This is a genomic window from Planococcus shenhongbingii, assembly GCF_030413635.1.
In the GTDB taxonomy this organism is placed as follows: Bacteria; Bacillota; Bacilli; order Bacillales_A; family Planococcaceae; genus Planococcus; species Planococcus shenhongbingii.
In genome coordinates this window covers 2,325,731-2,340,297 of the sequence record NZ_CP129235.1, presented here as the reverse complement: position 1 = coordinate 2,340,297, position 14,567 = coordinate 2,325,731, and the positions used below count along the sequence as shown (strand labels likewise).

Annotated in this window: 12 protein-coding genes; 10 read left to right on the top strand and 2 right to left on the bottom strand. The window is 45.1% G+C overall.

All coding sequences use genetic code 11. From position 1 onward, the window contains the following. The first annotated feature begins 24 nt into the window (after positions 1–24). The 8 genes from dapF (at position 25) to QWY16_RS11460 (ending at position 11,275) form a co-directional block, all read left to right on the top strand. Complete coding sequence (dapF, locus tag QWY16_RS11495; protein WP_300989360.1) at positions 25–981, top strand: diaminopimelate epimerase; 957 nt, start codon at positions 25–27, stop codon at positions 979–981. A gap of 15 nt (positions 982–996) precedes the next feature. Next, entirely contained in the window at positions 997–2,649 is a 1,653-nt protein-coding gene (locus tag QWY16_RS11490) for a sensor domain-containing diguanylate cyclase (RefSeq protein WP_300989359.1), read from the top strand. A 245-nt stretch (positions 2,650–2,894) separates the two neighbouring features. Then, a complete protein-coding gene (locus tag QWY16_RS11485) occupies positions 2,895–5,714 on the top strand; it encodes a 2-oxoglutarate dehydrogenase E1 component (RefSeq protein WP_300989358.1) in 2,820 nt (939 codons plus the stop codon). A gap of 95 nt (positions 5,715–5,809) precedes the next feature. Next, positions 5,810–7,084 carry a 2-oxoglutarate dehydrogenase complex dihydrolipoyllysine-residue succinyltransferase gene (gene odhB / locus QWY16_RS11480; RefSeq protein WP_300989357.1) on the top strand — a complete coding sequence of 425 codons (1,275 nt, stop codon included), beginning with the start codon at positions 5,810–5,812 and terminating at the stop codon, positions 7,082–7,084. Between the two features lie 504 nt (positions 7,085–7,588). After that, positions 7,589–8,179, top strand: a complete 591-nt coding sequence (locus tag QWY16_RS11475) for a DedA family protein (RefSeq protein WP_300989356.1) — start codon at positions 7,589–7,591, stop codon at positions 8,177–8,179. A 68-nt stretch (positions 8,180–8,247) separates the two neighbouring features. Then, positions 8,248–8,445 carry a DUF6501 family protein gene (locus QWY16_RS11470; RefSeq protein ID WP_300989355.1) on the top strand — a complete coding sequence of 66 codons (198 nt, stop codon included), beginning with the start codon at positions 8,248–8,250 and terminating at the stop codon, positions 8,443–8,445. Between the two features lie 109 nt (positions 8,446–8,554). Continuing rightward, on the top strand, positions 8,555–9,412 hold the full coding sequence (locus QWY16_RS11465) for an ATP-binding protein (RefSeq protein ID WP_300989354.1): 858 nt from the start codon (positions 8,555–8,557) through the stop codon (positions 9,410–9,412). A 9-nt stretch (positions 9,413–9,421) separates the two neighbouring features. Continuing rightward, positions 9,422–11,275, top strand: coding sequence for a vWA domain-containing protein (locus QWY16_RS11460; RefSeq protein ID WP_300989353.1), 1,854 nt, complete (start codon positions 9,422–9,424; stop codon positions 11,273–11,275). A 441-nt stretch (positions 11,276–11,716) separates the two neighbouring features. Here the strand turns inward: QWY16_RS11460 and QWY16_RS11455 are convergent, their stop codons facing one another. Together QWY16_RS11455 and QWY16_RS11450 are read right to left on the bottom strand one after the other, a co-directional pair. Further along, the gene (locus QWY16_RS11455; RefSeq protein WP_300989352.1) at positions 11,717–12,892 is read right to left on the bottom strand and encodes a toxic anion resistance protein; all 1,176 of its coding nucleotides are present in this window, start codon (positions 12,890–12,892) and stop codon (positions 11,717–11,719) included. Then, positions 12,864–13,562 carry a 5-bromo-4-chloroindolyl phosphate hydrolysis family protein gene (locus QWY16_RS11450; protein ID WP_300989351.1) on the bottom strand — a complete coding sequence of 233 codons (699 nt, stop codon included), beginning with the start codon at positions 13,560–13,562 and terminating at the stop codon, positions 12,864–12,866. The genes QWY16_RS11455 and QWY16_RS11450 overlap by 29 nt, the downstream gene beginning before the upstream one ends. A gap of 208 nt (positions 13,563–13,770) precedes the next feature. Here QWY16_RS11450 and QWY16_RS11445 point away from each other — a divergent pair, with 208 nt between their 5' ends. Both QWY16_RS11445 and QWY16_RS11440 read left to right on the top strand, forming a co-directional pair. Further along, entirely contained in the window at positions 13,771–14,067 is a 297-nt protein-coding gene (locus QWY16_RS11445; RefSeq protein WP_300989350.1) for a DUF1033 family protein, read from the top strand. A 184-nt stretch (positions 14,068–14,251) separates the two neighbouring features. Beyond that, positions 14,252–14,452 (top strand): cold-shock protein, encoded by a 201-nt coding sequence (locus QWY16_RS11440; protein ID WP_106531680.1) that lies wholly within the window; start codon positions 14,252–14,254, stop codon positions 14,450–14,452. Positions 14,453–14,567 lie beyond the last annotated feature (115 nt).

Below are 14,567 nucleotides of genomic sequence, written 5' to 3'. Positions count from 1 at the left end.
CTTCATACGCAAGAGGTGGGCACAATGGAATTTTCACTTTATAAAGTTCATGGTTCGATGAATACTTTTTATATGCTTGATGGTGCTGAACGCAATGATTACGAAGAACTGACGCTTAAGCTGGCATCACTCGACCCCCAAACAGACGGCTTGCTGGTTGTTCTGCCATCCGAAACGGCTAATGCCAAAATGCGGGTCATCAACCGCGATGGCTCTGAAGCTTCCATGTGCGGCAACGGGCTGCGCTGTGTCGCCCGCTATGTTTGCGAGCGGGATGGTTTGGAAGAAGGGGTAATTGAAACGATGAAAGCCTCACTCCATGTAAAAAAAGAACAGACTGAGCAGGACGGGATTGCGATGTACGCGGTTGAAATTTCGCCGGTTTCATTCCAGCTGGCAGATCTGCCAATGGCATATAACGGAGAATCTGAATGGCTGTTGAAGCCGCTGCCTTTTGTTTCCGAAGAGATTTCATATACAGCAGTGGCAGTGCCGAATCCTCATTTAATCGGCATTGTGCCGGCTGAATACCAGACCGATCCGGCGCATCAGCAAAAATGGGCGGAATATTTCAATGGGCCAAATGAGTATTTCTCAGACGGCGTCAATGTCAGCTATGTCACAAAAGTGGAAGACGGCATTTTTGTTAAAACTTTTGAACGCGGTGTCGGCTTCACGAATGCATGCGGCACGGCGATGACGGCTTCTGCTCTTGTCAGCTGCCTCGCGGGCCTTGCTCCATACGGGGACGTGAATGTCTATAATCCGGGCGGAATGGTCAAATGTTCCGTCGCAAAAGAAGGGGACAGTTTCAGCTTGCGATTGACCGGCAATGCGACGTATTTGTCGACTCACCGTTTTGAATGGCAGGAAGACGATGCGAAAAGCGGGTTCTTGTCGTCTGAACCCTTGCAGGAGCAGGCGCTTTACGAGAAATTCATAGAACGAACTTCATCGGTAACAGAACAATTTGTGAAATAGAAAAGAGAGATGTGCATGGTGGCCCCTTTTACAGTAGAGCAATTAAACCTGTTATATGGACATTCAGAGGATCTTGTCTTTTTTCTAAGGAAAACAGGTGATACTTTTATCTATGAATATATCAACGACAGGTGCGAAAAAAATTTCCGGAGAAATCTGGTCGGCCTGACGATAGATGAAATTTTACCGCCAGACCTTGCGGCGGAAATCAAAAAGCAGTACGAAACAGCCATAACCAAGAAAACAAGCCACACTTACCGCGACTATAATTTATTCAGTTTAGAAAAAACAGCCATTGAAAATCACTTGACTCCGATTTATGCGAATGGAGAAATCTATGTATTGACGGTTTCCAAAAACGTGTCGCGCCAGAAAAAAGCAGAAGAAGATTATCTGTTCTATCAATCACTGATTCAAAATACGATTGACCCTATGCTGATGATTACGTCGGATTACACGATTCTTGATATAAATCCTGCTTATGAAACGGCATTTGGATTCAGCAAGGAAGACTGGATGGGCAAATCATTTGATGATTTGCCCATTGCCATCAAGAAAATGTTTAAAGAAATGAAACAGCGTCTCGATGCGTATGAAATTGGCCAGCCTATCCACTCAGCTGTTTTCACTTACCAAAAAAGCGATGGAACAAATCATGAGTTTTCCGGCATCTATACTCCAATTATAGAAAATGGCAAGATCCGGGCATTTCAAATTGTTATGAGGGAATTGACCAAAGTAGCGAAGCTGAAAGAAGAATTGGAAAAAACCGTAAATATTCTGGAAAGCTATAAAGTCGCGTTAAATTATGCAGCATCCGTTGCGATTTGGGAGCCAGATGGAATTATTCAATTTGCCAATGAGAATTTCAAGCAAATTACCGGTTATGAAATTCACGAGTTGATCGGGATGGATATCAATGAGATCGGCACATCAGTTTCATCGGTAGAGCAATATGAAAAAATACAGCAGAAAATCTTGAGCGGTTCAATCTGGCGCGGTGAATTGAAAAGCCTGAAAAAGACAAGGGAAGGTTTTTGGGTAGATGCCACTCTAATACCGTTGATTGATGTTGACGGCCAAATTTTCCAGGTTCTCGGCATATTGTTTGATATTACGGACCGGAAAGAACTTGAAGAGCAGCTCCGTTTTATGGCTTATCATGACAGCTTAACCAAATTGCCGAATAGAATTTCGATAGTACAAGAATTTGCCCGTATGAAAAAGAACGTTGACGCTGCTGAAGAATGGATAGCGGTGCTATTTATCGACGGCGATGATTTCAAGTTGATCAATGACCAGTATGGCCACGATACAGGCGATGAATTTCTTTATCAGTTTGGCCAAGCCATTCAGAAAAGTATCCGTAAAAAAGATAGGGTGGCACGAATAGGCGGCGATGAATTTTTGATTGCTTTAACCGGAATAGATCCGGAACAGGCAGAATTTCAAATCTGCCAAATTGTCGAACGCATAAAAAATAATTTGCAAAAGGGATGGGAAATACAAGATTGCCATTTCGCCCCGACTGCTTCGATGGGGATTGCGCTTTATCCAAGACAAGCGACGGATTTCGACCAGCTGGTCATTTATGCTGATAATGCTTTGTACGAGGCAAAAAGAAATGGCAAAAACCAGGTGATGTTTTATACGGAAAACCCGCTTTAGGACTGGAATTCCGACTAATTGACATATGAAATCATCGTGAAAGCGCTTCAAATTTTAATATGTGAATATTTTCACGGAAAATCATTGTTTTTTTTTCTGGAAGTAGTAAGATTGAAATGGAAATTCGTTCTCCGCCTTGCTGGAAGCGCATTCTCCTTTATGTATAAGGGGATGCATGCTAAGATAAGGGAGATACACATATAACAAAAGTGACTGCCATAAGGCAAATATCTGGAGGTTTTTTAATGTCTAGCAAATATTCAGATGCAAAATCCCCATGGAATTCCATCACCGGTCCAAACCTTGGATATATTATGGAAATGTATGACCTTTATCAAGAATCTCCGGAACTGCTTGATCCGGAATTCGCGGACCTTTTCAGACAATACGGTCCACCAATCGACGTGACTCCACGTGCTGCAGCTCCTGCTGAAACGGCCGCTGCAGGCATTGAGACGAACAAATTCGGAAAAGTATTGGCTGCAATTCAGCTGGCAGAAGCCATTCGTTCCCATGGCCATTTGGCTTCAGATATCTATCCGCTGAACGATCAGCCAAAAGACACGACACGTTTAGAGCCTTCGACTTACGGTTTGAATGAACAGGATTTGAAAGAAGTTCCTGTTTCGCTCTTGCTTAATGATGCACCACAAGGCATTACGAACGGTTTAGAAGCGATTTCTTATTTGAAATCCCTGTATACCGATAAAGTTGCTTTTGAATTTTCTCATATTGTACAGCCTCAGGAACGCAGCTGGATTCAATCTAAAATTGAAGCCGGAGAGTTTAAACCCTCACTTGATGCGGATAAGAAAAAAGAGATCTTAAATCTTTTGACTCATGTTGAAGGATTCGAGAAATTCCTGCATCGCACTTTTGTTGGCCAAAAACGGTTTTCCATCGAGGGTGTCGATACATTAGTTGTTCTGATCGATGAACTGGTGCGCTTGTCAGAAGCGAAAGGCACTGAAAAGATTATGATCGGGATGGCTCATCGCGGTCGTTTAAATGTGCTTACACATATTTTAAATAAACCCTATGAAATGATGTTTGCCGGTTTTGCGCATGTTCCGGATGAGCCTTTCCTGCCGGAAGACAATTCTCTGCAAATTACTAAAGGCTGGTTCGGCGATGTAAAATACCATATGGGTGCTGCTTACACTTCACCTAATGGGACAAACATCAAGCTGGCTTACAACCCATCGCATCTTGAAATCGTCAGCCCTGTAGTTGCTGGGCAGACCCGTGCGGCACAAGAAGAAACCAGCAGCACAGGGATTGCACCAATTGATTCGAAAAAAGCATATGCCATTCTCATTCACGGTGATGCGGCTTTCCCAGGGCAAGGCGTCGTTACTGAAACTTTGAACTACAGCCGCATTAAAGGTTTCCAGACAGGCGGATCGATTCATATCATCGCCAACAACCTGATCGGTTTTACAACGGAACAATACGATTCCAGATCGACTCATTATTCTTCTGATCCGGCCAAAGGATTTGAAGTTCCGGTTGTCCATGTCAATGGAGACGATCCGGAAGCGGTAGTCGCAGTTGCGCGTTTCGCTTTCGAATACCGCGAAAAATTTGGCAAAGACATCTTGATCGACTTGATCGGCTACCGCCGCTATGGCCATAATGAAATGGATGAACCACTGGTTACGAATCCGTTGATGTACCACGGCATTCACCAGCATCCGACAGTGCGTGAACTTTACGGGCAGCAGCTTTCTTCTGAGCAAGTCCTTTCCGCAGAAGAAGTCAAAGCGCTGGATGCAGATACGCAAAAAGAAATGCAGGCTGCTTATGATAAAGTGAAAGAAAACAAATCAGATGATTCTCAAGGGAGCATTATTCCAGAAGCGGTATCAAACGGTTATCCGGAAGTGCCGACTGGTGTCGACAAAGATGCTTTAGCAAAAATGAACGAAGAATTGCTGACATGGCCGAGTGATTTCTCTGCGTTCAGCAAATTGGCGAGAATCCTGAAACGCCGTGAAGATCCGTTCAACGGCAAAGGGAAAATCGACTGGGCGCATGCAGAAACCCTTGCATTCGGTGCGATTTTACAGGATGGCAACCCGATCCGTTTAACTGGGCAAGATGCTCAGCGCGGAACGTTTGCACATCGCCACCTGGTGTTGCACGATGATAAAACAGGGCAAGAATTGGTTCCGTTGCATCATATCTCAGGAGCTAAAGCTTCGTTTGTGGTTTATAACAGCCCACTTACGGAATCAGCAGTTCTTGGATTTGAATATGGTTACAACGTTGAAAACAACAAAGCGCTCGTTATCTGGGAAGCTCAATACGGCGACTTCGCCAATATGGCTCAAATGATGTTTGACCAATTTATATCAGCTGGCCGTTCAAAATGGGGCCAAAAATCCGGATTGGTCATGCTCTTGCCTCATGGTTTTGAAGGGCAGGGTCCTGAACATTCCAGCGCCCGCTTAGAAAGACATTTGCAGATGGCTGCTGAAAATAACTGGACTGTTGCAAACCTTTCAAGTGCGGCAAACTATTTCCATATTCTTCGCCGACAAGCGAAAATGCTGGAAGAAGAGTCAATCCGCCCACTGATTATCGTGACGCCGAAATCGTTGCTGCGCCATCCATTGGTCGGCGCAGAGGTTGAAGACTTGACAGAAGGCCATTTCCAAACTGTTTTGGAACAGCCGGGTCTGGGTACGAAAGCGAAAAAAGTGGAGCGCATTTTATTCGCAAGCGGCAAAATGGCCATCGACTTGGCAGAGCGGGTGAAAGACGGCAAAAACTTTGACGGAATTCATATCGTCCGAGTAGAGCAATTGTATCCTTTCCCATCTGAAAAAATTCAGGCGATTGTGGAACGCTATCCGAATGCCAAAGAACTTGCATGGGTTCAAGAAGAGCCGAAAAATATGGGTTCTTGGACATTTGCAGAGCCTTACTTACGGGATATCGCAAATGGCAAAGATGTCGCTTATTATGGACGCATCAAACGGTCAAGCCCAGCAGAAGGCGACGGAGAGTCGCATAAAGTTGAACAAGCACGCATTTTAGACGAAGCATTAGCACAAGCTTAAGGATCAATTAAACTGATGCCCAAGAGACAGTTTTAAGTCTCTGGGGCAGAAGTTCCCGGTCCATAAAAGCGAGATAATCTAAGGAGGAATTTTTTGTGGCAGAAATCAAAGTACCAGAATTAGCAGAATCGATTACAGAAGGAACGATCGCACAATGGCTGAAACAGCCAGGCGAGACAGTTGAAAAAGGGGAATTCATCGTTGAACTGGAAACTGACAAAGTAAACGTTGAAGTTATTTCTGAAGAAGCGGGCGTTGTTCAAGAGCATTTGGCTCAAGAAGGCGACACTGTGGAAGTTGGGCAAGTGATTGCAATCGTAGGCGCTGCTTCAGGCGGAAGCGCTGCACCGGCACCGGAAGCATCTGCACCAGCACCTAAAGCAGAAGAACCGGCAGCAGCTGGAGCTGGCACAACAATGGAAGCGGTGGAAAAAGCACCGGCTGTTGAAGAACAGTCTTCAACCGACCGTACAATCGCAAGCCCGGCAGCCCGTAAACTGGCTCGTGAAAAAGGCATCGACCTTGCTGCAATTTCTCCGGTTGACCCGATGGGCCGCGTACGTGTACAAGACGTAGAAGCTCATGGCACACAACCGGCTGCTGCTAGTGCGCCTGCTCAGAAAGCAGAAGCTCCAAAAGCTGCTGCACCTTCTTCAGACGAAGAATCTGGCCGCGTGATCCGTGAGAAAATGTCACGCCGCCGCCAGACAATTGCGAAGCGTTTATTGGAAGTGCGCCAGTCTACAGCAATGTTAACTACTTTCAACGAAATCGATATGACAAATGTTATGGCATTAAGAAGCCGCAAAAAAGACAAGTTCCAACAGGATCATGATGGAACACGCTTAGGCTTCATGTCATTCTTCACGAAAGCAGTCACAGCTGCACTTAAAAAATATCCATATGTGAACGCTGAACTTGACGGCACAGATGTTTTATTAAAGCAGTTCTTTGATGTGGGCATCGCTGTTTCAACTGAAGAAGGCCTTGTGGTGCCGATCGTACGCGATACAGATAAGAAAAACTTCGCTGAAATCGAAGCAAGCATCGCTGATCTTGCTAAGAAAGCACGCGACAAAAAACTTTCGATCGCTGACATGACTGGTGGTTCATTTACCATCACTAACGGAGGTGTATTCGGTTCATTGATGTCTACTCCAATCTTGAACGGTACACAAGTAGGGATTCTTGGAATGCACACAATCCAAAAACGCCCTGTCGCAATCGGCGATTCAATCGAAATCCGTCCAATGATGTACGTGGCTCTTTCTTATGACCACCGCGTAATTGATGGAAGCGATTCTGTAGGTTTCTTGAAAATGATCAAAGACTTGATTGAAAATCCAGAAGACCTATTGCTAGAATCTTAAGTAGAAAAGCGCAGGCGGCCAAGTAAGCCTCGACAAGCGCTGGAGGACTTGAGGTTTAAGGCGTCTCTTTGCCTTAAACAGCAAGACCGAAGCGACCTCGAGAGGCTGGCCGCCGGAGCTGGACAATGAAAAGCGGAAAGAGCCGTTCAGCTTCGACAGGCAAGAGATGAACCAAAAGCAGTTTGGGACATCTCTTTGCGACGAAGCACGAAGTGCTGCAACGCACTTTCATGTCTCGAAGCTAGCGCAGCGATGCAGAGACAGGAGCAATATGGGTTCTAGACAGACCGGAGAAGCGGCGCTCTTTGCCGCACAGCTGGGTTGGCATATGACCCGAGAAGCTGGCTCTTGAAGCTGGACAAGCTAACACTCAAAAACAGAGGCGGCTTACACAGCTTAGCCATAATTTTACACTTTTATATTTCACTACGGATGGTCCTGCGTTGCAGGGCCATCTTTTTTTTGTCATGATAGAAGTAGTAGAAATAAAGGCAGGCGGAATCGATGGACTTAACATTCTTAATGGAATTGGTGCAAAAATATGGTTATGTCAGCATGTTCATTTTCAATTGGCTACTGCTGTTTGGCATGCCGCTGCCTAACGAAGTGGCGGCTTCTTTTTCCGGCGTCCTAACAGAAATCAGTTATTTCAATCCGATTTATGCATTTATCTCTGCTTATTTGGGGTTAATCACCAGCAACACATTTGCGTATTTCCTCGGTCGTGTTCTGGGAAAACGTCTGCTTGATCGGCTAAATCGTACCCGTATAAAAGGCACAATCGACAGATTTACGCAATTCATGGACAAGCACGGGAAAATGGCGATTTCCTTCAGCTTTTTCTTGCCAGGCGTCCGTTGGGCGATGCCGTATGTCGTAGGAGCTAATCGCTATCCCTTCATGCAGTATATGCTATACGCCTACACTGCCGGTTTTGTCTGGATGTTCATTTACTTTAACCTTGGCCGGACATTCCCATATGCCTACGAATCCATCCTGCAAAACCTCCAAATCTTTCTGATTGCTCTGACCGTGCTGATTGTCGGCGGTATTGTGCTGCGGTACTATTTTCTATCAAAAGCCTCCAAAAAATAAGGAAAATTGAAATCTCCGCGATTTTTCCTTATACTAAATGAATAGACATATAGAAAAGGGTGAGGACTGTGATTCACAACGAATGGCTCGAAAAAGAAACAATCCGGACAGCAACATGCAAACACACAAATGCGGAAAAGTTCCTTGTATCGAATGTGCTGACTGAAGGAAAGACATACGAAGTGAAAAATGAAACAGAAGAATTCATTTTCGTCATAGACAACACAGGCAAAGTCGGAGGGTTCTATAAAACCTATTTTGAATAAGAAAAGCGGAAATGCGTTTCACTTAACGAAAGAGCAACTTTATATTTTAAAATAACAAAACAGGCCGATGACCGTTCATCGGCTTTTTATTTGGAAAGAGGGAAGTAGAATGGCAATGATCGAACAAGATATCCGAAACAGAAAAACACGCAAACACGATGATTATGAAAAATTGATCGGCAAAGGCGGCTATATCGCACCCGATGAAAACTTATGGCAAGATATTCTTTTTGCAGTCGTGCTGCGAAAGCCCGTATTGCTGAAAGGTCCGACTGGAGCAGGGAAAACCAAGCTGGCTGAAAGCATTTCGTCGACCTTTTCCCAGCCGATGCAAAGCATCAACTGCTCGGTGGACTTGGATGCTGAAGCATTGCTTGGCTTTAAGACACTGGTCCAGCGCGGTGGCGAGAGCCGCATTGAATTTGTGGAAGGGCCGGTCGTAACCGCTATGAAGCAAGGGCATTTCCTGTATATCGATGAAATCAATATGGCAAAACCTGAAACTTTGCCGATTTTGCATAGTGCGCTGGACCACCGGCGGATGATGACTAACCCGTTTACGGGGGAAGTCATTGAAGCGCATCCGGACTTCGGCGTCATTGCCGCAATCAATGAAGGCTATATCGGTACAGCTCCGATGAACGAAGCATTGAAAAACCGTTTTATCGCCTATCCTATCCCGTACTTAACAGGAGAACAGCTTCAAGAGTTATGGAACCGGGAATTCCCGGATGCTGATGCTGGCTTAAAATCCTTTATGCTGGACCTTGCAGCGGACTTGATGAAACAAGTGGAAAATGGCTTGTTGTCTGAAGAAGCGGCGTCTATCCGAAGTTTGCTTGATGCTACCGCATTAGCACAGCATATGGATCCATTGCGTGCGGTGAAATACGCCATTGCTGAAAAACTGGAAGACGAAAGTGAACGGGATTTATTCATGGACTTGGCCAATACTTGGAAGAAGTAGGTGAAGGAAATGGCTTCAGTGAATCGTTTTATTCAATTTAATAATGAAACCATCAATACGAAAATGCTGCATCAAATGGAAATGCTGGCCGGAGCTTTGGCAGATGCGCCTTATTTGAAAGTGACGACCAGGCAATTAATTGAATTTCGCCCATCGGAATCGTCTGTTTCAGTCAGCGTTTTTTGGCGGCATCGACCAAAGCAGATTGAACGGAACGGATATCTGTCGGACATTTATCTCCTTGGAGCAGGATACTGGCGGTATTTCAGTATACGGGCGTGGGCCAAGTTCAAAAAGGCATCAACTGAACTGCCGAATTTAAAAGAGCAGCTGTTGCTATGCGCTGAAGAATTTAGGCTGATTGAAAAAATCAGCAAAGAGCGTCCGGGAACGGCAGAGGCATTTGCTGTCCGTGAAAGCATTTACCGCGATTACCACAGAGACCGCTATAAACAGAACAAGCAAAAAGGTTTTTTGGCGGATGCGTTCCTCAATGCAGCTTATCTGCAATTGAGAGGCGAAGAAGTTCCAGGCAGCGATGGATTGAGACCGTTGTTCTTTCTATGGTCAGGAATCTTTGATGCAAAGTCCACTCGCGACTGCGCCATAGTTGTAGAAAACATGCTTCCACGCTTGGAGTATATGCTCGAAGAAGACATGGTCCATAGTTATTACACTTTCGGTGAAGCGGTCGAAAGTATACCGCCTTTCCGCTACCATGAAGGCATAGAATCCGAGCAGCGCGACCAGGAAGAAGAAATTGAAACGATTGAAGAATGGTTTCAGTCGTGGCACCGGGAAACAGAAATATCCGAAGCACCGGCGATGGAGTTTGAACTGGAGCGCGGCGACTCCAGTTATGCAGAAGGCGGAAGAGAAGAGGAAGGCACTGGAGAAATTCAGCAGACTGCAAAAGGCGATTCGCGTGGAGACCATCAGGAAGACAACGATGCTGCAGACCGCCAAACGGAAAAAGCTGCAAAACAAGCCAGCGGCAAATTCGGTTCAGCCAATGATCAAGTCGTCTATACCGAAAAAAGAATTCAAGTGCAGCAGGACCAGCGGGACAACATTGAAGACTGGCGCCGTAAACAAGCCCCGTATGTACGGGCATTGCTTCGTGAGCTGAAAAAGCGCATGACCCAGCGCCGCCAGGATGTCCGCCATAACCTCAATGCCGGGCGTTTGTCTCGGAACCTTTTGCCGTTAGTGATTGAAGAACGGCCGAAACCGTTTTACCGCAGAACCGCACCTTCCAAAGAACTGGATGCGGTCTTCTGCCTGTTGATTGACGGCTCTGCTTCCATGATTGATAAACTCGATGAGACCAAGCAAGCGGTGCTGCTTTTCCATGACGTGCTGCGCGGGTTGAATGTGCCACACGATATCGTAATGTTCTATGAGGATGCTTATGAAGCGAGTGACGCGGCACAGCCGAATTATTTCGAATGGATGCACAAGCTTGAAGACGGCAACCGGGACCATGCACAGGAAATTGTATCGATGGAAGCCCATGAAGACAACCGGGACGGATTTGCGATTCGTTGGATGACCGACCGGGTCAACAAAAGAACGGAAAAACACCGCTTTATGCTGGTGTTTTCCGATGGAGAGCCTTCTGCCTATAACTACGCAGAGAACGGCGTCATTGATACCGCAAACGCGGTTTCCGAGGCGAAAAAGCAAGGCATCGAAGTGCTGCACTTGTTTTTGAGCAGCGAACCCACAACAGAAGAACAAGCCGCCTTTTACCGCATGATGTATGGCAATAAATCCGTCAGTGCCGATTCACTGGAACATTTTGTTGAGCAGACGCTGCGGCTCTTGAAGCGGACATTGCATTTAGTGATCCAGTCCGGCTAAGACAGGATTGTTTTCGAAATACGACGAGTAGCTAGAAAAATATGACCAGCAACTGCTGAAATACGTTCGGTTACGAAGAAAATACGGCCAATAACCGAAAAAAACACGATTTTGAAACAGCAACAGTCCATTTCATGGACTGTTGCTGCCCAACCGGCTGGCTTTCGCAGCGCGAAAACCAGCCAAGGAGCCCTCCGCGCATGCGCGGAGGGCTTTTCCAATCAAGCTTTTGGCTAGAAGGGAAGCTGGATGTTCCCGGAAAACGAATTTACTGGCCTGCTTTGCCACAATACTGTCCGGTCAAACAGAAATACTGTCCGGGAGCGGCGAAATACTGTCCGCCCCGACAAAAATACTGTCCAAACACCCAAACGCCTCCAATTCCAGCAAAATAACCATAAAAACCCCCGGGAGCTCGAAAGCTTCCGGGGGTTAAATAAATTATGCGCGGCCTTCACGGTCGTCTTGGATCGATAGCAAGCGCTGTTTCAAATCTTCTTCCATGCGGCCGATTTCAAGTTCAGCGGCTTTGCGGTTTTTGCGTCCTTCTGCTTGAATTTGCAGAGTTTCTTCAATCGTGCTCAATAAGTTTTCCTGAGTTTGTTTCAGCGTCTCGATTTCCACGATGCCGCGTTCATTTTCTTTAGCGGTTTCAATGGAATTCACTTTCAGCATCTCAGAGTTCTTGAGCAATAGTTCGTTTGTTGTAGCGGTTACTTGTTTCTGAGCTTCAACCGCCTTCATCTGGCGGTTTAACGTCAAAGCAATCGCGATCTGGTTTTTCCATAAAGGAATCGAAGTCATGATCGACGATTGGATTTTTTCGGCCAGCGTCTGGTTGGTCTGCTGGATCATCCGAATTTGCGGTGCGCTTTGAATGGTGATTTGGCGCGATAACTGCAAATCGTATAAGCGTTTTTCGAGACGGTCCAAAAACTGCGCCATATCATTGACTTCCTGATAGGCCATTTGGTCGTTCGATTGTTCAGCCCGGCGGCGAAGCGCTGGAATGGTGTCATTTAAAATTTCGTCCCGTTTCAGCTCAGCTGCGGCAATATAGACATTCAGTGCCTGAAAATAGGTTTTGTTCTGGTCGTATAATTGTTCAAGCATCTGGACGTCTTCTAAAAGGCCGCGTTTTGAATGGTCCAGCTGAATGCTGATGCGGTCCACTTGCGTGCTCAGCTTTTGATATTTCGTCATCATTTCCTGAACGGAATATTTCGCTTTTGCGAATAATTTGCGCAGTCCGGAGCGTTTGCTTTGCGACAATTCTTCCGGATTAAGCTCCTGCAATTTTTTCATCAGATCATTTAAGACATCCCCGACCGGGCCGATATCCTTGGATTGTACATGGTCCAGCATTTTATGCGAAAACTGGCTCAGCTGGTTTTGCGCGTTCGCTCCATATGTTAAAATAGCTTCATAATTACCTGCTGGAATCTGTTTAGCGAGTTCCCGCGCTTTTTCCTGTTCATCTTTCGTAAGCCGTTCCATTAAAGCTACCGGCTGTCCGTCGGATTTGGCGAGATTAACTTCCTGCTTTACCGGCTCCATGCCAAAAGGATTGCCGAGCAGATCGTCAAGTTCACTTTGATTCGATCGATTTTCTGTCATGTTCCACGTCTCCTTCGTTATCAATTGGGGGCTGTTCCAGCAATTTTTGGTTATTATGCTGATCAACAGTCAAGCGGGCATAATCGAGTTCCATCCGCAGCTGTTCCACATCGGTTGACAGTACTTTTTTCAAATCGCGTTCCATCACATCATTCATCAAATGAAGTGTTTCGCGCGTGTCTTGAAGGGCAACTTTCAATTCGCGGTCTTTTACCGGTTGTCCAACAAGCAAAGCGTATTTCTGGGTCAATTCCACTGCGGATTCAAGATGCGAATAAAAGAAAGGTTCCGCCAAATAAAACTTTCGAGGATTTTGCTGAACATGGCCAACAATTTTATTGGCGACTTTCGCCATATTCATTAATTGTTTGAAAGCGGCAATCGATCGAACTTGATATGAGTTCTTTTGCAATTGCTTTATCTTAAATTTGGCTTCTTTAACTTGGTTCCGTACATTTCTGTATTCACTCCGAGTCATGCCAAGTTTTTTAGAGTCTGATGAATGCTGTACACGTTTGATGGTCGCATTACTGGCGATATAAGTTCCGGCGGCCACTGCTCCTGAAGCAATCAGCCCGATTTCGGCGCCCATATACAGTACAGGAAACATGACTGTCATAAGAGGCAGGCTGACGGTCTGCCGTTGGATGAATTTTTCAAAAGGCTTCATGAAACTGTCCTCCTTCACTGATGCTCTTTACATATATACGATGCAAGATGCAAAAAGTTTCAGTTGATTCCTTGTCTCCTTCCTATTTTACAGGGAATAAGGGGTCAATACAAACATTGGAACTGTCAGAAAAAAGGCAGCCATTTTGCTAGACATATTTACAAAGGTTTGGGAAAATGCATAGTAGGAAGAAATGGAGCTGGCCAGCATGCATGAAATTTTTTATTTAAGAGGCTTTGAAGAACCGTGGTGGCAATTCGATGGCTGGGAAAAAGACATTGTGTCGTGCAAAGAGTTTGATAACTACGAGGACGCTACTACTTATTTCAATCAAATGAAACAAACTTTGGCACAGGATTTTTCCTTCCAAAAATCGAAAGGAGAAGCAGCAATCGCTTTCTGGAATAGAGAAGAATGGGCATTTTGTGAAGACTGTGAAGAAGATATGCAAATTTATCATGGACTGTTGTGGATTTATAACAAAAAGCCTATAAAAAGTTTTTAGATTTATTTGACTTATCAGTAATAATTGCTATAATAGACTTATAGAACTAAAGATTACACCAGAAACAGCTATTCACCTATTCAAAAAAGTGATCAGCAAGTGATGGTACTTTTTTGAATATGTGAATTTTTTTATGGAAAAATTCCATATTGAAAATTTTTTTAATCCCAGGAGGTTTTTACACATGCAACAAGGTACAGTAAAATGGTTTAACTCAGAAAAAGGTTTTGGATTTATTGAAGTAGAAGGCGGAGATGACGTATTCGTTCACTTCTCAGCGATTCAAGGCGATGGCTTTAAAACGCTTGACGAAGGACAAAAAGTAGAGTTTGAAGTAGAGGAAGGCAACCGCGGACCTCAAGCTACAAATGTAACTAAAATTTAATCTCCAGACCCGCTCACCAGTGAGCGGGTCTTTTTTTGTGCCGCGACAACAAAATTTGCAACGATGACAAAAAACACCGCAAAAAAGTATCGTTGAGCAGTCTAAATGATAGAAG

What these genes read in the sequence shown, in the direction of transcription:
- dapF (WP_300989360.1), top strand. Translation starts at nt 25, where the DNA reads ATGGAATTTTCACTTTATAAAGTTCATGGTTCGATGAATACTTTTTAT.
- QWY16_RS11490 (WP_300989359.1), top strand. Translation starts at nt 997, where the DNA reads ATGGTGGCCCCTTTTACAGTAGAGCAATTAAACCTGTTATATGGACAT.
- QWY16_RS11485 (WP_300989358.1), top strand. Translation starts at nt 2,895, where the DNA reads ATGTCTAGCAAATATTCAGATGCAAAATCCCCATGGAATTCCATCACC.
- QWY16_RS11475 (WP_300989356.1), top strand. Translation starts at nt 7,589, where the DNA reads ATGGACTTAACATTCTTAATGGAATTGGTGCAAAAATATGGTTATGTC.
- QWY16_RS11465 (WP_300989354.1), top strand. Translation starts at nt 8,555, where the DNA reads ATGGCAATGATCGAACAAGATATCCGAAACAGAAAAACACGCAAACAC.
- QWY16_RS11460 (WP_300989353.1), top strand. Translation starts at nt 9,422, where the DNA reads ATGGCTTCAGTGAATCGTTTTATTCAATTTAATAATGAAACCATCAAT.
- QWY16_RS11455 (WP_300989352.1), bottom strand. Translation starts at nt 12,892, where the DNA reads ATGACAGAAAATCGATCGAATCAAAGTGAACTTGACGATCTGCTCGGC.
- QWY16_RS11450 (WP_300989351.1), bottom strand. Translation starts at nt 13,562, where the DNA reads ATGAAGCCTTTTGAAAAATTCATCCAACGGCAGACCGTCAGCCTGCCT.
- QWY16_RS11445 (WP_300989350.1), top strand. Translation starts at nt 13,771, where the DNA reads ATGCATGAAATTTTTTATTTAAGAGGCTTTGAAGAACCGTGGTGGCAA.
- QWY16_RS11440 (WP_106531680.1), top strand. Translation starts at nt 14,252, where the DNA reads ATGCAACAAGGTACAGTAAAATGGTTTAACTCAGAAAAAGGTTTTGGA.